Here is an 18,794-nt window from a genome sequence, read left to right as displayed (position 1 = left end):
GTCGATCGACTCGATCAGGCGAGGGCCTGCTGGAGTCGCAGTTCGGCGATATTGAGAAGCTCTCCGGCGACCACCAGCGTTTCGGTCTCCGGGTCATTGCGCAACCGCAGCCGCAGAGCGCCGAGGATTTCCTCCGGCGTCCGCCCCGCTGCACGGATGAGGAAGACGCGTCCGAAGGTCCGCTCGTAGGCGATGTTGCCGTCGGCGATCCCGGCGGCGACCGCGGGATCGGCGCCCGCCATCGACGACTGCTCCTTGCGGGAGTGGTCGGCGTCGACACCCTGTCCGGTGGGTGCCTCGCCGATCCGCGGGTGCGCGGCCATCGCCTCGTCGACCTCGGCGGCGCCCCAGCTGCGGCCGAGATCGCGGGCGGCGGCGATCAGCGCCTCGGCCGACGCGTACGGCCGAGCGGCGACGACGGCGTCGGCCCAGGACGAGACGCGCGCGGTGGTGAGCACGAGGGCGACGGCGGCCTCGGGGTCGAGGGCGTTGAACTCGTCGATCGTCATCGGGCTCCTTCTCGGGCGGCGCTTGGGCGTTAAGTTATGAGTTAACCGTCCGCGGGCGGTTTCCGCGGGGTTAGACCGCGGTTAAATGCCGCTCCTGCCGGCATCGCCGCCGCCGGTGCCCCATAGTGGTGCGGTGTCCACCAGCGCCGATAGTGCACCCACCGCGTCCACCGAACCGGCTTCGACCGCACCCGGCGCCGGCCTGTTGATCCGGGCGAGTCGAGCCCTGGTGGACGGTCGGATCGGCCCGGCGGCGATCCTGGTGCGCGGCGATCGGATCGCCGGCGTGCTGCCCGTCGACACCCCCGGCGACGGGACTGCGGAGCACGTCGTCGGCCCGGATCTGGTGGTCCTACCCGGCCTGGTCGACTCGCATGTACACGTCAACGACCCCGGCCGCACGGACTGGGAAGGCTTCCCGACCGCGCTGCGCGCCGCCGCCGCGGGCGGGGTCACCACGATCGTCGACATGCCGCTCAACAGCATCCCGCCGACGACCACCCCGGAGGCCCTGGAGCTCAAGCGGGCGGCGGTCGGGGTTCCGCTGATCGATGTCGGCTTCTGGGGCGGCGCGATCCCGTCGAGCCTCGGCAAGCTCGACGCCCTGCGCGACAACGGCGTCTTCGGCGTCAAGTCGTTCCTGTCCCCGTCGGGTGTCGACGAATTCCCCGCCCTCGACCCCGACCAGTTCGCCGCGATGATGACCGAGTGCGCGCGGCTCGACCTGCTCGCGATCGTGCACGCCGAGGACCCCGAGCTGCTCACCGGCGGTGATCGGCCCCTCGGCCACCACTACCGGCCGTTCCTGAACTCACGGCCCCCGGTTGCGGAGACCTCCGCGGTCGCCCGGGTGATCGCCGAGGCGCGGCGAACCGGGGCTCGCGCCCACGTCCTGCACGTCTCCAGCGGTGACGCGGTCGACATGATCCGTGCCGCCCGGGCCGACGGGGTGCGGATCACCGCGGAAACCTGCCCGCACTACCTGTTCTTCGATCCGGCCGATATCCCGGACTCGGCGACCGTCTTCAAGTGCTGCCCGCCGATCCGCGGCGGCGACGACCGCGACCACCTCTGGGAGGCGGTGGTCTCCGGCGACATCATGGCGATCGTGTCCGACCATTCGCCGAGCACCCGTGAACTCAAGGACCGCGGCGACGGGGACTTCGGCCTGGCCTGGGGCGGCATCGCTTCGCTGCAGCTCGCCTTCTCCGCGTCCTGGACCGCCGCCCGCGGCCGGGGGATCAGCCTCGAAACGCTGCTGCCGCGCCACACCACCGGGCCGGCCGACCTGGCCGGAGTCGTCGATGTCGGCGAGATCCGCGCCGGTGCGCTGGCCAACCTCATCGAGTTCGCGCCCGACGAGGTCCACCGGGTCGACGCGGCACGCCTCGAACACCGCAACCCGCTGACCGCTTACAACGGCGAGGATCTGTACGGGGTGGTGCACCGCACGATGGTGCGCGGCGAGGTCGTCTACGACACCGCCGGCGCCGACCCGTTCACCGGGGCCCATCCCGGCCGGCTGATCACCCCGGTCGTCCGCACCCCGGCGGCCTGAGTCCCCGCCGCCTGAGTCTCGTCGGCAGGATCAAGTGGCGGCTGGGTCAGGCGGTGGCTTCGGCGTCGCGTCGCGGCCGGATCGCGTGCCCGACCCAGATGACCAGCAGCATCAACCCGCCCGCGACCAGCAGGGCGATCCCCAGACTGGTCAGCAGCAGCAGCGCTCCGACCAGGGCGCCGAGGAACATCAACGCGATCGCCCAGACCCGCCGACCGGTACCCGAGCCGTTGCCGCCCGCGAGCCGCGAATCGGCGGCCATGCCGGTGATCGTCGAGGTGATCACGACCGTGGTGACGTCCTTGACGCCGATGCGGCGGGCGGTCGCCGCCTGCGCGCCCATCGCCAGACCGAGCATGCCGGTGATCGTCAGGGCGGTCGGGGTATGCGCCACGACGTGGCCCTCGATCTCGGCGAGCACGCCCATCGCCAGCGGGATCAGGGCGCAGATGGTCAGCACGGTGGTGGTGATGCCGCTCCAACCGGCGCGGGCCTTGCGCTGGACCGCGGCGGCGATACCCGCGCCGAGGACGAAGCCGACGAAGGCGAGCGCGGGCCCGAGAACCGGCAGATCGGTGGAGCCGACCAGGCCCATGCCCATGATCACGACATTGCCGGTCATGTTGGCGGTGAAGACACGATCGAGGCCGAGGAAGCCGATCGCGTCGATGATGCCGGTGGTGAACGTCAACGCCAACATCATGGTCAGTTCGACGCGGCCGCGTTCCCATTCCGCCGCGCGAGCCATCAGCCCTGCCATCCGATCTCCTTCGCTGAGCCGCCCGAACGCCCGAACGTTGCTAGACTGTACATATATGACTTAACACTTGGCCTGTGGGTCGCCTCGGATGATCGTAGGGTTGATCATTGAGGTGCACCCTGCGGCGCGTTGTGGAACTTTCGCGGCGCGCGGCCGCGTATCGCGTCATCCCGGCACCGTCGCCGGACCGTCGACCGTAACGGCGCATTGCCGTGCGGTCACCGTCGTGGCGACGCCCGTGTCGTCACGACCTGCCCAGGAAGGCCGCAGAGCGTGACGACAGCATCGATCCTCCAGCCGAAGAGTGGTCCCCTGCGGAGCAGCCACTACCTGCGCTCGGAGCCGGATGCCGTCCTGTGGGGCCGGCTCCCGGGTGCCGACGACGCCCCGATCGTCACGATCGCCGACGGCGCCGAGATCACCATCGACACCGTCAGCCACGAGGGACTGCTCCCCGACCAGGGATCGAATCCGGTCGAGTACTTCGGCAGCAAGGGTGTCGCGCGCGAGAACATCCTCGACGACGCGGTCGCCATCACCGCCGAGGTCGGCCGCACGGACGCCGACGGCCCGCACGTCGTCTCCCATCCGATCGCCGTCGAGGGCGCCCGCCCCGGCGACCTGCTGCGATTGACGCTGGTCGAGGCGCTGCCGCGGGTGCCCTACGGTGTGGTGTCCAATCGGCACGGCCGCGGCGCGCTGCCCGGCGAGTTCCCCCGCGGCGACCACAACGTCAGCGTCTTCACCCCGGTCGAGGCGGACGGTCTGGCGTCGATGCCGCTGGTCGAGGGCGGCGACCGGGTGGTCCGCTTCCCGATCAACCCCTTCCTCGGTCTCATCGGCGTCACCCCCGCCGAGGGGGGCCGGCTGCACTCGGTCCCGCCCGGCCCGCACGGCGGCAATATCGACATCCGCATGCTGACCGCCGGTGCCAGCATCCTGCTGCCCGTGCAGGTGCCCGGGGCGAACTTCTACGTTGGCGACCCGCACTTCGCGCAGGGCGACGGCGAGGTCGCGCTCACCGCGCTCGAGGCGTCGCTGCGGGTGACCGTGCGCGCCGAGGTGGTGCCGCGCGAGCAGGCCCTGCTCGAATACGGCGATCGGAAGATCCCGTTCGTCGAGACCGCGGACGCCTTTGTCCCCACCGGTCTGGACCCGGACCTCGACGCCGCCGTGCGCATGTGCGTGCGCGAGGCGATCGACTTCCTCGGCGCCCGTTACGGCATGGAGCCGCACCTGGCGCTCGCGTACCTGTCCGCCGCGGTCAACGTCAACGTTTCCCAGGTCGTCGACCAGGTCTGCGGCGCCCACGCCGCCATCCCGCGCGCCGACTTCGCCGGGCCCGAGGCGAGCCGGTGAAAGAGTCTGCGATACGCGGTATCTGGCCCGCCGGGCTGCGCGAGGCCTTCGACGGCTACGAGGCGGCCCTGGCGGCCGACGACGGTGATGCGCTGGCCGACGCCTTCGAATCCGGGTCCGACGTCATCCGCGCCGACGGCTCCGGCATCCTGGTCGGCGCCGAGCAGATCGCCCGATTCCGCAGCGCCCGCGGCGGTATCGCGACCCGCACGATCTCCCATGTCGAGTTGCGTCGGCTGTCCGACGATACGGTCCTGATCGTCAGCGAATCCGCCTTCGACGGCGGTGGACGCGGCTACCAGACCCAGATCTGGCGGTACGACGACGACCGCTGGCGCATCGCCGCCGCCCACGTCACCCCTCGCCCCAAGGCGCTCGACACCCGGGTCTGGCGGTCGGTGGGCGACCCGCTGGTGCGCCCCACCGGCGAGGGTCCCCTCGCCGGCCTGACCGTCGCGGTCAAGGATCTGTTCGCGGTGACCGGCTTCCCCACCGGCTGCGGGGTACCCGCCGTCGCCGCCGAGGCGCCCGCCGCGCTCACCGACGCGGCGGCCGTGGAGACGCTGCGCGCCGCCGGTGCGTCGATCGTCGGGATCGCGGCCACCGACGAGTTCGCGTACAGCATCGCCGGCACCAATCCGCACTACGGAACGCCGCCGAACACCGCTGCCCCCGGTCGGTTGCCCGGTGGCTCGTCCAGCGGCCCGGCCTCCGCGGTCGGGCTCGGTCAGGCGGACATCGGCCTGGCGACCGACACGGCGGGCAGCATTCGAGTGCCCGCCTCCTACCAGGGACTCTGGGGCCTGCGCACCACCTTCGGCGCGGTGGATCGCGGCGGGCTGGTGCCCTTGGCCCCTGCCTTCGACGTCGTCGGCTGGATCACCCGCACCCCCCAGATCCTGCGGCTGGTCACCGCGGCGTATCTGCCGGACCCGACCGCCCGGCCGCTACCGCGGGTCGTCGCGGTCCCCGACGGGCTTTCCCGCCTGCTGGAGCCGGGTACGCTCATCGCCTTCGACGCCCTGCTCGAGAGCCTGCGCACCGACGGGCTGCTCGACGACGTGCGCACCGTCGAGATCCCGGACCCCGACCTGATCCGGGAGACCTTCCGGGTCGTCCAGGGCGGTCAGGCGTGGGAGCGCTACGGCGAGTGGATCGCCGAGCACCCCGGCGCCCTGGGCGCGGATGTCGCGGAACGGTTCGCCGCCGCGCAGGACCTCTCCGTCGCCGCGATCGAAGTGGCGGGCAACGACCTCGACCGGCTGCGGCCGCTGCTGCGCGACCTGGCCGCCGGAGCGCCGTTGGTGTTGCCGAGCTGCCCCGGACCTGCGCCTCGACCGGCGGATGTCGGCCCGCAGACCCGCACGTCGACCCTGGCGTTGACCACCATCGCGAGCGTCGGCGGCCTGCCGGCGATCAGCGCGCCCCTACTCGAGGTCGACGGTCTGCCCGTCGGGCTCGGGGTGATCGGAGCGGTCGACGACGACCTGACGCTGATCGATCTCGCCGCCTCCTGGGCGCCCACCGCGGCCAAGGCCGTCACCGCCCCGGGTGCCGCGCACCCACAGTCCGACCGGTAAAGGAGCACCATGACCCCGATCCTCCCCGTCGATCCACCGGCCCGACTGCTGATGGGCCCCGGCCCGGTCAACGCCGACCCCCGGGTCCTGCGCGCCCTGGCCACACCTCTTGTCGGCCAGTACGACCCGTGGATGACCGACACGATGACCGAGACCATGGGTCTCTACCGCGACGTCTTCGCCACCGACAACGAGTGGACGATGCTGGTCGACGGAACGTCCCGCGCCGGCATCGAGGCGGCTCTCGTATCGTTGATCGAGCCGGGCGACAGTGTGGTCGTTCCGGTCTTCGGACGGTTCGGCCACCTGCTGGTCGAGATCGCCGGGCGCTGCGGGGCCGAGGTCCACGCCGTCGACGCCGAATGGGGAACGGCGGTGCCCGCGAGCAAGATTCGTGAGGTCGTCGAGACCGTCAAGCCCAAGGTGCTCGCCAGCGTGCACGGCGATACCGCCACCACGATCGCCCAGCCGCTCGCCGAACTCGGCGAGATCGCCGCCGCCAACGGTGCGCTCTTCTACGTCGACGCCACCGCGACCCTCGGCGGAAACCCCTTCGACATGGACGCCTGGGGCATCGACGTCGCGACCGCCGGTCTGCAGAAGTGTCTCTCCGGCCCGCCCGGATCGGCACCGATCAGCCTGTCGGACAAGGCTGTCGACGTCATCAACGGTCGGCGCAGTATCGAGGCGGGGCTGCGCGGGGACGGCGACACCGAGTCGACCCGGCGGATCGCGTCGAACTACTTCGACCTCGGCATGATCATGGACTACTGGGGCCCGAAGCGGCTCAACCACCACACCGAGGCCACCTCGATGCTCTACGCCGCCCGCGAATGCGCCCGGGTGATCCTCGAGGAGGGGCGGCAGAACGTCATCGACCGGCACAAGACCGCCGGTGATGCGATGGCCGCCGGCCTCGCGGCGATGGGGCTGCCGCTCTACGGCGACCAGGAACACAAGATGGCCAACGTCGTCGCCGTCGAGATCCCCGAAGAGGTTGAGGGCGAAGCGATCCGCGCCTCGATGCTCGCCGACTTCGGGATCGAGATCGGCACCTCCTTCGGCCCGCTGGCCGGGCGGGTCTGGCGCGTCGGCACCATGGGCGTCAACGCTCGCCGCGACGCGGTGCTGCAGACCCTGGCCGCGCTCGAGCAGGTGCTGCGCATCGGCGGCTTCCGCAAGCTCGATCCCGGCGCCGGGGTCGACGCCGCGTTCGCGATCTATCAGGAGCGGGCATGACCACGTCACAGCAGCAGGGGGAACGACGCAATCGACGCGAGCCCGGTGAGCGGCGCGGCCGCCGCGCCTGGGACCGTTGCGCCCGCCTCGCCGGGCTGACCGCCGTCCCCGGCCAGATCGACCGCTTCTACCTGACCCCCGAACACCGCGCCGCCAACGACCTGACCGCGCGCTGGATGAAGGAATCCGGCCTGCACACCTGGCTCGACGAAGCGGGAAATGTGCACGGCTCCACCGGACAACGCGACAGTCGCCGCCCCCGGCTGCTGATCGGCTCGCACCTGGACACCGTGCCGGACGCCGGCCGCTTCGACGGCATCGCCGGGGTGATGGCCGGCATCGAGGTCGCCGGTGGCGAATGGGCGGCGAACTTCCCCTTCGACGTCGAGGTGATCGGCTTCGGCGACGAGGAGGGCACCCGCTTCGGCACCGCTCTGCTCGGCAGCCGCGCGGTCGCCGGGACCTGGGACGACCGCTGGTGGGGCCTCGAGGACGAGAACGGGATCAGCCTCGACCGGGCGTTCGCCGAATTCGGTCTCGACCCCGAGCGCGTCGGTGATGCGTCCTATGCGGCGAAGAACGTCGTCGGCTACCTCGAGGTGCACATCGAGCAGGGGCCGAGCCTCGACCGGGCCCGTATCCCCCTCGGCGTGGTCTCGTCGATCGCCTCGGCCCGCCGCTTCGAGATCGAAATCATCGGTGAGCCACGGCATTCCGGTGGTACCCCGTTCGACGAGCGGCACGACGCGCTGCTGGGCGCCGCCGAGGCGGTCCTGGCGGTGGAACGCTTCAGCATCGAGCACTCGGTCATCGGTACCGTCGGCCGCATGGAGGTCGAACCCGGTGCGGTGAACGTGATTCCGGGTCGCGCGGTCTTCAGCGTCGACCTGCGCGCCCATCACGACCATCAGCGTGACGACATCATCGAACAGTTCCGCGAACTGGTCACCGAGGTCGCCGATCGCCGCGGTCTGCGCGCGACGATGAAACAGTTGCACGAGGCGCCCGCGGTGTACTGCGCGGACCGGTTGAAGGAGGCGGTGCGCGCCGGCATCGCCGACGTCCAGGACGAGACGCCGCCGGAGTTGTTCAGCCCGGCCGGTCACGACGCGATGGCGATCGACGCGATCACCGAGGTCGGCATGATCTTCATGCGCAATCCCGATGGCATCAGCCATCATCCGGCCGAGTACGTCTCCCCGGACGACCTCGGCGCCGGCATCGCGGCGCTCGCCCACGCCGTACAGTCCCTGGCGTGACGGAGGGCGGTTTGACGGCGGGCGGTGGCCGCGGCCGGGAAGCGTGGCGAGCGGTCGGAGAGTTCGTCCGATCGGGCTCGGAGTCGGCGTTCCACGGCGTCGGTGTGATCGGATCCTGGCTCGGTCGGGGTATCGCCGGATTGTGGCGCGGGCTCTCCGACTTTCAGAATCCGTTCAGTTAGCCTGCTGTTCCCCGTGTCCGTCGAGGCGGTTGTGTCGATGGTTCGGCGCGTGCAGCGTCAACCAGGTGAGAATCGCGGGCTTGTCGTCGTCCGGATTGGTGATGCGGTGCGGGGTCGACGCGTCGAAGGCGATCGAATCGCCCGTCTGCAACTCGACGCGCTCGCGCGGGGATTCGACGATCACGCGCCCGGCGGTGACGGTGCCGGCGTCGATTCCGGCGTGCTCGAGGTATTCGTCCGGGGGTCCCGACGACGAGCCCGGCGGATAGATCGACTCGAAGAAATCGGTGCCGGGCAACGGCGGTGACAGTCGGCGGTAGGTCACCCCACCGGTCAGGTCGACCGGCGCGCCGGGGGCTCGCCGCACCGAGAAGCCGGCGTGGAAACCGACCGCGGTGCTGTCGTGCAGTGGTTCGTCGTCGAGCACGACACACAGCGGCGCGCCCAGGGCTTCGACCATGCCGATCAGCCGCATCACCGACGGGGTGATCAGACCACGCTCGATCTGAGAGACGGCGCTCGGCGAAATCCCCAGTTGGCGGGCCAATCCCCGCAGCGACATGCCCTTCGCCTCGCGCAGCGACCGCAGGCGTGAACCCAGAATGCGGGCCCGGTCACCGGATGCGTCGCCGGATACCGCGTCGGCGGAAGGATCGTCGTCCGCGTCGACGGTCGTCGCAGCGCGGGGGTCGGTCATCTCTCGAGGATAGCTGTCAGCGGTACGGAATTCGCCCCGGCGGCTTCGGACCGCCGCCTCGGACCCCATTGCTTCGGGGCGGCTGCCTCGGGCCGGCGGGTTCAGACCTCCGACAGCGTCCGCACCTGGACGAGGTCGGGTCGGACCTGGTCCGGTGTCGGAACCGTGGTGCCCGGCAGCCCCGCCGCCGCGCTGCCGTAGGCGACCGCGAGGGCGAGGCGTTCGGCCGGCGGCAGCCCGCGCTCGTGCCCGAGCAGGTAGCCGAAGAGGCTCGAATCGCCCGCCCCGACCGTGCTGACCACCTCGATAGGCGGCGGCGTCGCGCGCCACGCGCCGTCGGCGGTCACCAGCACCGCGCCGTTGGCGCCGAGGGTCGCGAGCACCGCTTCGATACCGTCGGCGACCAGTCCGGCGGCGGCCTTGGCGGCGGCCGCGGGATCGGCCTCGATCGCTTCCGGATCACCGCCGGTCAGCGAGGCGAGCTCGTCGCTGTTCGGCTTGATCAGGTGCGGGGCGCCGATGGCCAATCGCTCGATCAGCGCGGCGAGGGGCGCGTCGCTGGTGTCGACGGCAACCCGCGGCGGGGTGGCCGCGAGGGTGGCGACCAGTTCGGCGTACCACTGGGCGGGGGTCCCGGGCGGGACCGAGCCGGCCAGGACCACCCAATCCTCGGCGGTGCGCGTCGCGGCCTCGGCGACGATCGCCTCGGCCAGCCGGTCGAGGTCGGCCGCGGCGACCGTATCGCCGGGGCTGTTGAGCTTGGTGGTGGTGCCGTCCGGTTCGGTGATCGACAGGTTGATGCGCACGGAGCCGGCCGGGTGCACCGGGCGCACGGTCAGCCCGGCGTCCCGCAACTCGCGGGTATACGGGTCGTCCGCGTCGGCCGGCAGGACCGCGACGGTGTCCACGCCGGCAGCCACGGCGGCGCGGCTGATGTTGACGCCCTTGCCCGCCGCCTGGGTGCCGATCGAGGCGATCCGGTGGACCGCGCCGCGCACGAGCGGGGTGTCGAGCACGGCGGTGCGGTCGATGCTCGGATTCGGGGTGACCGTGATGATCATGCGACCACGACCTCGATGCCGCAGCGTTCGAGTCGCTGGACGACCCGATCGCTGATGCGGTCGTCGGTGACCACGGTGTCGATCTGCTCGAGCTCGGCGAATTGCACGGTGTGCTCCTGTCCGATCTTGTCGGCGTCGGCGGTCAGAACCACGCGGGCCGCGGCTGCGACGATCGCGCGTTTGGTGGCGGCCTCGTCGGTGTCCGGGGTGGACAATCCGCGGTCGAAGGACAGACCGTTCGTGCCGACGTAGGCGACGTCGGCGTGCAGTCTGCGCAGGTACTCGACGGTGTCGGTGCCCACCGCGGCCTGGGTGGTGGCGCGCAACCTGCCGGGCAGCAGGTGCAATTCGACGTTGGACTGGGTCAGCAGTCGCGTCGCGACGGGGAAGGAATGGGTGAACACGACCAGCCGGCGATCGCGGGGCAGGTGCCCGGCGAGTCGACCGACGGTGCTGCCGGCGTCGAGAATGATCGTCGCGTCCAACGGCGGAACCAGCGCGCCGGCGGCCTTCCCGATCCGTTCCTTCTCCTCGGGATTCGACTCGTCGCGCTCGCTGAGGCGCCGTTCGATCACCGAGGACACCGGCACCGCACCCCCGTGGACCCGCCGGGCCATCCCCACCCGTTCGAGGGCGGACAGGTCGCGTCGGACGGTCTCCGTGGTCACCTCGTAGAGCGCGGCGAGCTCCGTGACGGATACCCGTCCGCTACTGCGCAGCAGGTCGGCGATGGCCTGCTGGCGTTCTTCGGCGTACACGCGGACACCTCCGACACGCAGGGACAAGAGATACGGGACAACAATTGTTGGTTTTCATTTGTTTTACGCCCGAATCTGTTGGGTTGTCAAGATATCGAGGCGATCAAAATGTGATCGGGCTCACTCGCGCGTGGCGGCGGCTGTTGTCCGAAATTGTAGGGCTCCACACGATCGTTTGTTCCGGCCGACACCGCTCGTGTCGGTGCCCTCGAAGGGTCGACGGGGCGATCCGCCGGTCGTACGCTCGGATGGTCGAACTTCGGGGGCGAACCCTCGCACTCTCGCACCCCGAGCTCGCCATATCCAGGTTTCGCATCACGCCCCAGCTTTCGAATCACACCGAATGCCCCGCAGCCCATCGGGGTATTCCGGCACCCGGGGGGGTCATGACCGAGAACAGGCACGACACCGACGACACGCGAACCGGCGGCGCCGATATCGACGGAGCGCCGCCACCGGCCCGAGGTCCGATCGATACGACCGTCTCGCTCAACGACGGCGGTTACGGCAAGCCGACCGACGCCGCCTGGAAGCAGCGCAACTACCACCACCCGGCCGCCGGCTGGGGCGCGGCGATGTCGGTGGCAAAGGTCCTGATCACCGAGCGCGAGGTGCTGCGCGGAGCGCGCGCCACGCTGACGATGAACCAGGAGGACGGCGGCTTCGACTGCCCCGGCTGCGCCTGGCCCGATACCCCCGGTCTCAAACTCGACATCTGCGAGAACGGCATCAAGCACGTCAGTTGGGAGATGACGAGCAAGCGCGCCGGCCGGGAGTTCTTCGCGGCGCATACCGTCTCCGAACTCGAGGAGTGGACCGACTTCCAGCTCGAGGATGTCGGACGGCTGACCGAGCCGATGGTCTACGACGCCGAGACCGACCACTACGAGCCGATCTCCTGGGACGCCGCCTTCGAGCTGGTCGGCAAGCACCTGCGCGAGTTGGACAACCCCAACCAGGCCGCGTACTACACCTCCGGTCGGCTGAGCAACGAGGCGACATTCCTCTACCAGCTGCTCGCCCGTGAGCTGGGGACCAACAACCTGCCCGACTGCTCCAATATGTGCCACGAGGCGTCCGGCCGCGCGCTGCAGGCCGCTCTCGGCACCGGCAAGGGCACCGCCGACCTGTCGGACTGGGAACACGCGGATGCGCTCTTCGTCATCGGCGTCAACGCGGCCTCGAACGCGCCGCGCATGCTGACCTCCCTGGCGGAGGCCTACCGGCGCGGGGCGCAGGTCGTGCACATCAACCCGCTGGTCGAGGCGGGTGCGACGCGCACGATCATCCCGCACGAGATCCTGGCGATGGCGACCTTCCAGTCGACCCCGACCAGCACGCTGAACCTCCAGGTGCGGCCCGGCGGCGATATGGCCCTCTTCCGCGGCGTCGCGAAGTCGCTCTTCGAGCAGTACGCGACCGACCCGCGGGTGATCGACAAGGAATTTGTCGACCGCTATACCGACGGGTTCGACTCGTACCGGGCGCTCTGCGAGAACACCTCGTGGACCGAACTGGAACGGCAGAGCGGGCTGAACAAGGCCCAGATCATCCGGGTCGCCGACATCTACTGTGCCGCCGACCGCTCGCTGATCAGCTGGTGTCTGGGCGTGACCCAGCACGAACACGGCGTCGACACCGTCCGCGAATTCGTCAACGTGCTGCTGCTGCGCGGCAACCTCGGACGCGAGGGCGCCGGCCCGTCGCCGGTGCGCGGGCACAGCAATGTGCAGGGCAATCGGACCTGCGGTATCGATCACCGTCCCAAGCCGGAGTTCCTCGACCGCCTCGGCGAGGTCTGCGGGATCGACCCGCCGCGCGAGAACGGCCTCGACACCGTCGGCACGATCGCCGCGATGCACAGCGGCGACATGCGGGTCTTCGTCGGGATGGGCGGCAACTTCGCCATGGCCGCCCCGGATACCGCGTATACCCACGCCGGCCTGCGCAAATGTGACCTGACCGTCCAGGTGTCGACCAAGCTCAACCGCAGCCACCTGGTGCACGGCCGGGCCGCGGTCATCCTGCCCTGCCTGGGGCGCACCGAGAAGGACATGCAGGTCGCCGGGCCACAATCGGTCTCGGTCGAGGACGCGATGAGCATGGTGCACCTGTCGGTCGGCAAGCGCCGCCCCGCCTCGCCGCATCTGCTCTCCGAACCGGCGATCATCGCCGGCATCGCCCGCGCCGCCCTGCCCGACAGCTCGACCCCGTGGGACTGGTTCGTCGCGGACTACGACCACATCCGCGACGTGATGGCCAAGGTCATCTTCGGTTTCGAGGACTTCAACCGTCGGGTGCGCCTGCCGGCGGGCTTCCGCATCAAGCAGCCCGCACGCGAACTGATCTTCCTGACGCCGTCCGGCAAGGCGGGGTTCCGGGACGCGGCGCTACCCGATGTGGTTCCGGTCGCCGACCGGCTCACCCTGCAGACGATGCGCTCGCACGATCAGTGGAACACCACGATCTACTCCGACGACGACCGCTACCGCGGGGTGAAGAACCTGCGCACGCTGGTGTTCATGAACGGCGACGATATGCGTACCCGCGGCCTCGTCGAGGGGGACCGTGTCGACATCACCGCCTACTCGCGCGACGGGAGTGTTCGGGAACTGCGCGAATACGTGGCCCTCGCCTACAACATCCCGTCCGGCTGCGCGGCCGGGTACATGCCGGAGATGAACGTGCTGATCGGCAAGGCGGACTACAGCACCCAGAGCGACCAGCCGCTGATGAAGAATGTGGTGGTGACGATCGCGAAGTCCGCCTGACCCCGGAGGCCATGTGATCCGAGTCATTGGGTTCTAGTTGATTTGTGCCCGAATGTGTTGACTTGACCGGGGTGAAAGGCGCAAACTTGTGACTATGGTCACCGATAACGCGCCGCAGTCCGCCACCGGCTTGTTACGCGGCACACCGGTTGTTGCCGGGGTCGTCTACGGGCCCGTCCAGGTGGTCCGCACCGATCTCGATCCCGCCGCCGTCGCGGCCTTCGCCGCGGGTCCGCAGCCCGAGGGCGACGACGCGATCGCCGCCTACGACGCCGCCGTCGACAAGGTCGCGGCCGGCTTCCTGGCCCGATCCGAGGCCGCCCACGGCTCCGCCGCCGAGGTGCTGGCCGCCAGCGGCAAGCTCACCCGCGACCGCGGCCTGCGCACCATGGTGCGCAAGAACATCGCGGACGGGCACTCGCTGCTCGAGGCGATCGACGCCGCCGTCGGGCACTTCGCGGAGATGTTCGCCAAGATGGGCGGCCTGATGGCCGAGCGGGTCACCGACCTGCACGACATTCGCAAGCGGATCATCGCCCACCTGATCGGGGTCTCCGAGCCGGGCATCCCGGTGCCCGAGGTGCCGTCGGTGCTGGTGGCCGAAGACCTCGCCCCCGCGGACTCCGCAGGCCTGCGGCCCGAGCTGGTCGCTGCGCTGGTGATGGAGAAGGGCGGCGCGACCAGCCACACCGCCATCATCGCCCGACAGCTCGCGATCCCCTGCATCGTCGGTGTCGCCGGCGCGCTGGGATTGCCCGCCGGACAACGGGTCCTGGTCGACGGCGCGGCGGGGATCATCGATCCGGCAGCCGAGCCGCAGGATGCCGAGCGCAAGGTCGCCGCCTCGATCGCCGAGCGCGAAGCCCAGGAGAAGTGGACCGGCCCGGCGACCACCGCCGACGGCGCCCCGGTCAAGCTGCTGGCCAATGTCGCCGACCCCGCCTCGGCGGAGAAGGCCGCCAAGACCCCGGTCGAGGGAGTCGGGCTCTTCCGCACCGAGTTGGCCTTCCTCAAGAGCACCGAGGAGCCCAGCGTCGCCGAGCAGGCCGACCTCTACGAGGGGGTGCTGCGACCGTTCGTGGAGGCGGGCGCCTTCCACGTGGTCACCCGCACCCTCGACGCCGGCTCGGACAAGCCGATCGCCTACGCCACCATCGAGGGCGAGGAGAACCCGGCGCTCGGCGTCCGCGGCTACCGGCTGACCTACGACAAGCCCGGCCTGCTCGACCATCAGCTCGACGCGCTGAAGATCGCCGGCGAGCGGGTCGGCATCCAACCGTGGGTGATGGCCCCGATGATCGCCACCCCGGACGAGGCGCGCGACTTCGCCAAGAAGGCGCACGACCGCGGCCTGAAGGCCGGTGTGATGATCGAGATCCCCAGCGCCGCACTGCTGGCCGACCGCATCGTCGAGCAGGTCGACTTCCTGTCGATCGGCACCAATGACCTGACCCAGTACACGATGGCCGCCGATCGGATGGCCACCGATCTGGCGCACCTGACCGACCCGTGGCAGCCCGCCGTCCTGCAGTTGGTCGCGATGACCGCCGCCGCCGGCAAGCGCGCCGACAAGCCGGTCGGCGTCTGCGGTGAGGCCGCGGCCGATCCGTTGCTGGCGTGCGTGCTGGTCGGCATGGGCATCACGTCGCTGTCGATGGCCGCCGCCTCGGTCAAGGCCGTCGGTGCGCAGCTGTCGCGGGTAACCTTCGACCAGTGTGTGAAGGCGGCCGAGGTGACCGTCGACATGATCAGCCCGGCCAATGCGCGCGAAGCCGCGCGGGCCGTGCTCATCGACTGACCCCGTCACGCGGGGGTCCGCAGACCTCCCGGCCGGTCGGGAACGAATCAACCGGCCGGCCGGTGAGCTGCGGGTGCTACGAAGTGGGGGTCGAGCTCGTCGGGGTGGACGATGCGGCCGGGTTCGGTTGGGACGGTGAGCCGCCGATGAAATCGTCCCAGCGCTGCCGCACCGGACCCCAGCGCTTGTCGAAGCGCGCGGCCCGCTTGGCCGCCTCCTGGTCGCGGCGCTCGGAGTAGAACCACCGCGCCCACGGCGAATGCGGGCGCGCCATCCGCACGGCGGTGATCCACGCCATCGGGAACACGAACAGGCTGATCAACGCGGCCGGGTACTTCCCCTTCAGAGCGGTCGTCGCCACCAGCAGCAGATGGATGGCGAGCGCGACGGTCAAACCGCCACGAATCCACAAGGCGGTGCTGTTGATTCCCGCGCTGCTGACCGGCGAAATCCCCACCAGCGGAAGGCCCACACAGGCCGCCGACAAGGTCACCACGTTGACCGAGAGCTGCCCCTCCTGCGACCAGTAGACGTTCTCCAGGTGGAAGATCATCGCGAACTCGTCGAGCACCAGCGACGCGCCGATGCCCACGCCGGCCGCCGCGATATAAGTCCACGGCACCCGCCCGTCCGCGCCGACCGATCCGAAGGCCCCGGCGACGAGCAGGATCGTCCCCGGCGTCGAGTGGTGCAGATGCGTACCGCCGGCGCTCAGGTTGTGGAAGGGGCCCTTGCCCGCGCGAATCAATCGGGTGATCGTGCGGGTGGTCACGAAGGTGATTACAAAGGCCACGAACGCCAGCAGCAGTGGGCCTTTGAACCCGTGCACCACCTCGGTGTCCCACCAGTGGGTCAGCCACGTCATCGTCCAGATCGTAGCCGGATCGCGCGGGAGCACCGCTTGTCCCGACGCATTATCGGAGGTTCCGGCGCATCCCCTTGTCGTGGCCTCGCCGACGCCGCCCGCCGCTTCGCGCTCAGGCGGGCCGGCGGGGATCGATGAGTTCGAAGACCGCGACCTTGTCGGCGACGGCGGCGAACTGGTCTGGGTCGGGGCCGTCGACCAATCCGAGCCGCACGTAGAACGGCACCCCGCCGCGCGCTTGAACGGGGAAGGCGCGCAACACCGATCGGCATACGTCGAGGTCGGCCACCTCGCGGATCGTGTAAGCGACCCGCCGTCGGCCCTGCGCGAGTTCGCCGTGACCGGCGGCCCGGATGTTGCGGGCCCAGTCGGCGTTCGGAAGGGCGGCGATCACGTACCTGGCGCCGTCGACGGTGATCGGCGTGACGGGGGTGGATCGCGGTTCCCCGGTACGCCGTCCCGGCACGGTCAACACACGCGTCGGTCCCACCGGGCTGAGCCCGCCGCAACGCCCGAGCGGTGGGATGGTCGCCCCCGATCGGGGCGGGCGGATCAGGAGGTCAGCAACTCGTCGGGATTCTTGCCGGCCGCGACCATCAGTTCGTGCTCGGCATTCGGGCCGTAGGAGATGCGAGGGATGCGCACCATGAAGATGATGCCGAGGAGGACCCAGGTGCCGACGATCAGCCATTCCGCGGGCCACACCAGGGCGGCCGGCATGCCGGGCAGGTAGAGCAGACCCAGGCCGGCGGACAAGACCACCGCGGCGCCGCCGACGAGCGGGCCCGCCGGAGTGCGGAACGGCCGCTCCATATTCGGCTCGCGCTTGCGCAGCACCAGGAAGGTCAGCGACACCATCAGGAAGGCCGTGATGATCGACAGGCCGCCCGCATCGACGAACCACACCAGCGCGGGCCGTCCGAAGAACGGGGCGAGCACCGACAGGCCGCCGATGAACACCACCGCATTGGCGGGCGTGCGGAACTTCGGGTGCAGGCGACCGAACCAGGCGGGCAGCATTCCGGAGCGGGCCATCGCGAAGACCAGGCGGCTCGCTCCCACCATGAAGCCGTTCCACGAGGTCAGGATGCCGGCGATGCCACCGATCACCAGGATCTGGCCCATCAACTCGCTATTCCACAGGGCGCTGACGCCGTCGGCGGCTGCCAGATCCGACGCGGCGAGTTCGGCCGCCGGCAGCGACGATCCGACGGTGAGCATCACCATGACGTACCAGACGACCGCCATGATTACCGAGGCGATCAGCAACTGGCCGATCCGCTTCTTGGGCAGGTTGATCTCCTCGGCCGACTGCGGGATGACGTCGAATCCAACGAACAGGAACGGCGTGGCCACCAGCACGGCGATCAGGCCGGCCATGCCGCCGGTGAACAGCGGCTCCATATTCTCCAGCGAGCCACCCACGAAGGAGCCGAAGATCATCGTCGCGCCGACGGCGAGCAGGAAGACCACCGCGATGGTCTGGAAGACCGCCGCGGGGCGTACGCCGATGACGTTGAGCACGGTGATCAGGACCGAGCCGAGCACGCCGACCGCCACCCAGACGGCGTAGACGTCGTAGCCCGCGATGGTCCACAGGTAACCGGTCATCAGGTCGGGCACCAGGAAGGACATCGAGTGCGGCAGGGCCACCGCCTCGAAGGCGACGACGCTGACGTAGCCGAGCACAAGCATCCAGGAGGTGAAGAACGCCGGCCACGAGCCCATCGCGCGCAGCACGTAGTTGTGCTCACCGCCGACGTGGGGCATGGCGGCGACCAGTTCCGCGTAGGTCAAACCGACGAGCATGATAATGAAGCCGCCGATAACAAAAGCGAGAGCGGACCCCAATGTGCCCGCGCTGCTGAGGAAGTCGCCCGTCAGCACGATCCAGCCGAAGCCGATCATGGCGCCGAAGGCGAGTGCGATCACGTCGGTCTTACCCATGACACGCGTCAATTGCGCCGGTTGCGAATCGCTCACCGCAAACCCCCGATCTGTGAGGTGGGAGTCCTGATCATTGCTGGCAGGCGCCCGGAGATGGTCGTCCTCGTCTTAACTCGCTCAATCTAGAGCGAGTGGAGATGAGGCGCATCCCGTATGGGGTGGTTGGGCGTTATGTCCCGTCCATCTGGAGGTCGACCCCCGTCCATGTGGACAGCTGCACGGGGCGCCCGGGGGCGTGTGGACAACCTGTGAGTAGTTCGTGGTGAGTGCGGGACGTCTCGGTCCGAGTTTGGTTCTATCTCCGCAGGTAGCGTGCGTGAAGCTGTGATCGCGGGGAGCGATGGCACCCGGGGATCGGGCATCTGTGCCTGTGGATAAAGCCGTGGAGCGGGAAACACGCCGAACGCCGACCGGCGGGTGGCGGTGCCACCCGCCGGTCGGCGTGGTCGGT

At 69.9% G+C, this 18,794-nt stretch carries 15 protein-coding genes; 7 read left to right on the top strand and 8 right to left on the bottom strand.

The genetic code is table 11. The annotated features are described in order from the left end of the window. Positions 1 to 14: 14 nt before the first annotated feature. Positions 15 to 509, bottom strand: coding sequence for a 2-oxo-4-hydroxy-4-carboxy-5-ureidoimidazoline decarboxylase (uraD, locus tag MB1_RS09390; protein WP_066906048.1), 495 nt, complete (start codon positions 507 to 509; stop codon positions 15 to 17). A 133-nt stretch (positions 510 to 642) separates the two neighbouring features. On the opposite strand from uraD, the gene allB reads away from it, so the two are divergent. Continuing rightward, positions 643 to 2,067, top strand: coding sequence for an allantoinase AllB (gene allB, locus MB1_RS09385; protein WP_245650115.1), 1,425 nt, complete (start codon positions 643 to 645; stop codon positions 2,065 to 2,067). Between the two features lie 46 nt (positions 2,068 to 2,113). Here allB and MB1_RS09380 read toward each other — a convergent pair whose 3' ends face one another. After that, positions 2,114 to 2,827, bottom strand: a complete 714-nt coding sequence (locus MB1_RS09380; RefSeq protein ID WP_245650114.1) for a YoaK family protein — start codon at positions 2,825 to 2,827, stop codon at positions 2,114 to 2,116. Between the two features lie 273 nt (positions 2,828 to 3,100). Here MB1_RS09380 and MB1_RS09375 point away from each other — a divergent pair, with 273 nt between their 5' ends. The 4 genes from MB1_RS09375 to MB1_RS09360 are packed head-to-tail and all read left to right on the top strand — an operon-like array spanning position 3,101 to position 8,264. Then, positions 3,101 to 4,186 carry an acetamidase/formamidase family protein gene (locus MB1_RS09375; RefSeq protein ID WP_066906044.1) on the top strand — a complete coding sequence of 362 codons (1,086 nt, stop codon included), beginning with the start codon at positions 3,101 to 3,103 and terminating at the stop codon, positions 4,184 to 4,186. Beyond that, positions 4,183 to 5,766 carry an AtzH-like domain-containing protein gene (locus MB1_RS09370; protein WP_218000216.1) on the top strand — a complete coding sequence of 528 codons (1,584 nt, stop codon included), beginning with the start codon at positions 4,183 to 4,185 and terminating at the stop codon, positions 5,764 to 5,766. The genes MB1_RS09375 and MB1_RS09370 overlap by 4 nt, the downstream gene beginning before the upstream one ends. A 9-nt stretch (positions 5,767 to 5,775) precedes the next feature. Further along, the gene (locus tag MB1_RS09365; protein ID WP_066906042.1) at positions 5,776 to 7,005 is read left to right on the top strand and encodes a pyridoxal-phosphate-dependent aminotransferase family protein; all 1,230 of its coding nucleotides are present in this window, start codon (positions 5,776 to 5,778) and stop codon (positions 7,003 to 7,005) included. After that, positions 7,002 to 8,264 (top strand): Zn-dependent hydrolase, encoded by a 1,263-nt coding sequence (locus MB1_RS09360; protein WP_084351289.1) that lies wholly within the window; start codon positions 7,002 to 7,004, stop codon positions 8,262 to 8,264. Before MB1_RS09365 ends, MB1_RS09360 begins: the two co-directional genes overlap by 4 nt. 174 nt (positions 8,265 to 8,438) lie before the next feature. On the opposite strand, the gene MB1_RS09350 is transcribed toward MB1_RS09360, so the two are convergent. The 3 genes from MB1_RS09350 to MB1_RS09340 form a co-directional block, all read right to left on the bottom strand. Beyond that, positions 8,439 to 9,143 (bottom strand): helix-turn-helix domain-containing protein, encoded by a 705-nt coding sequence (locus tag MB1_RS09350; RefSeq protein ID WP_066906038.1) that lies wholly within the window; start codon positions 9,141 to 9,143, stop codon positions 8,439 to 8,441. 101 nt (positions 9,144 to 9,244) lie between these two features. Next, on the bottom strand, positions 9,245 to 10,204 hold the full coding sequence (locus MB1_RS09345) for a 1-phosphofructokinase family hexose kinase (protein WP_066906036.1): 960 nt from the start codon (positions 10,202 to 10,204) through the stop codon (positions 9,245 to 9,247). Beyond that, the gene (locus tag MB1_RS09340) at positions 10,201 to 10,962 is read right to left on the bottom strand and encodes a DeoR/GlpR family DNA-binding transcription regulator (RefSeq protein ID WP_066906034.1); all 762 of its coding nucleotides are present in this window, start codon (positions 10,960 to 10,962) and stop codon (positions 10,201 to 10,203) included. Before MB1_RS09340 ends, MB1_RS09345 begins: the two co-directional genes overlap by 4 nt. A gap of 386 nt (positions 10,963 to 11,348) precedes the next feature. Between MB1_RS09340 and MB1_RS09335 the strand changes: the two genes are divergently transcribed. Then, a complete protein-coding gene (locus MB1_RS09335) occupies positions 11,349 to 13,733 on the top strand; it encodes an FdhF/YdeP family oxidoreductase (protein WP_066906032.1) in 2,385 nt (794 codons plus the stop codon). Between the two features lie 94 nt (positions 13,734 to 13,827). Continuing rightward, positions 13,828 to 15,531, top strand: coding sequence for a phosphoenolpyruvate--protein phosphotransferase (ptsP, locus tag MB1_RS09330; RefSeq protein ID WP_066906030.1), 1,704 nt, complete (start codon positions 13,828 to 13,830; stop codon positions 15,529 to 15,531). Positions 15,532 to 15,607: 76 nt separating this feature from the next. On the opposite strand, the gene MB1_RS09325 is transcribed toward ptsP, so the two are convergent. From MB1_RS09325 to MB1_RS09315, 3 genes are all read right to left on the bottom strand, one after another. Beyond that, complete coding sequence (locus MB1_RS09325) at positions 15,608 to 16,396, bottom strand: hypothetical protein (RefSeq protein ID WP_066906296.1); 789 nt, start codon at positions 16,394 to 16,396, stop codon at positions 15,608 to 15,610. Between the two features lie 112 nt (positions 16,397 to 16,508). Beyond that, positions 16,509 to 16,922 carry a nitroreductase family deazaflavin-dependent oxidoreductase gene (locus MB1_RS25005; RefSeq protein WP_281189950.1) on the bottom strand — a complete coding sequence of 138 codons (414 nt, stop codon included), beginning with the start codon at positions 16,920 to 16,922 and terminating at the stop codon, positions 16,509 to 16,511. 26 nt (positions 16,923 to 16,948) lie between these two features. Beyond that, entirely contained in the window at positions 16,949 to 18,379 is a 1,431-nt protein-coding gene (locus tag MB1_RS09315) for an APC family permease (RefSeq protein WP_066906026.1), read from the bottom strand. Between the last annotated feature and the right edge of the window lie 415 nt (positions 18,380 to 18,794).

It is taken from the genome of Millisia brevis NBRC 105863, assembly GCF_001552615.1.
Taxonomy (GTDB): Bacteria; Actinomycetota; Actinomycetes; order Mycobacteriales; family Mycobacteriaceae; genus Millisia; species Millisia brevis.
The sequence above is the reverse complement of the archived record's forward strand: the minus strand, read 5'-3'. Positions and strand labels throughout refer to the sequence as shown.

Coding starts and splice junctions, on each gene's coding strand:
- uraD (WP_066906048.1), bottom strand. CDS start 509: ATGACGATCGACGAGTTCAACGCCCTCGACCCCGAGGCCGCCGTCGCC.
- MB1_RS09380 (WP_245650114.1), bottom strand. CDS start 2,827: ATGGCAGGGCTGATGGCTCGCGCGGCGGAATGGGAACGCGGCCGCGTC.
- MB1_RS09365 (WP_066906042.1), top strand. CDS start 5,776: ATGACCCCGATCCTCCCCGTCGATCCACCGGCCCGACTGCTGATGGGC.
- MB1_RS09360 (WP_084351289.1), top strand. CDS start 7,002: ATGACCACGTCACAGCAGCAGGGGGAACGACGCAATCGACGCGAGCCC.
- MB1_RS09350 (WP_066906038.1), bottom strand. CDS start 9,143: ATGACCGACCCCCGCGCTGCGACGACCGTCGACGCGGACGACGATCCT.
- MB1_RS09345 (WP_066906036.1), bottom strand. CDS start 10,204: ATGATCATCACGGTCACCCCGAATCCGAGCATCGACCGCACCGCCGTG.
- MB1_RS09335 (WP_066906032.1), top strand. CDS start 11,349: ATGACCGAGAACAGGCACGACACCGACGACACGCGAACCGGCGGCGCC.
- ptsP (WP_066906030.1), top strand. CDS start 13,828: ATGGTCACCGATAACGCGCCGCAGTCCGCCACCGGCTTGTTACGCGGC.
- MB1_RS09325 (WP_066906296.1), bottom strand. CDS start 16,396: ATGACGTGGCTGACCCACTGGTGGGACACCGAGGTGGTGCACGGGTTC.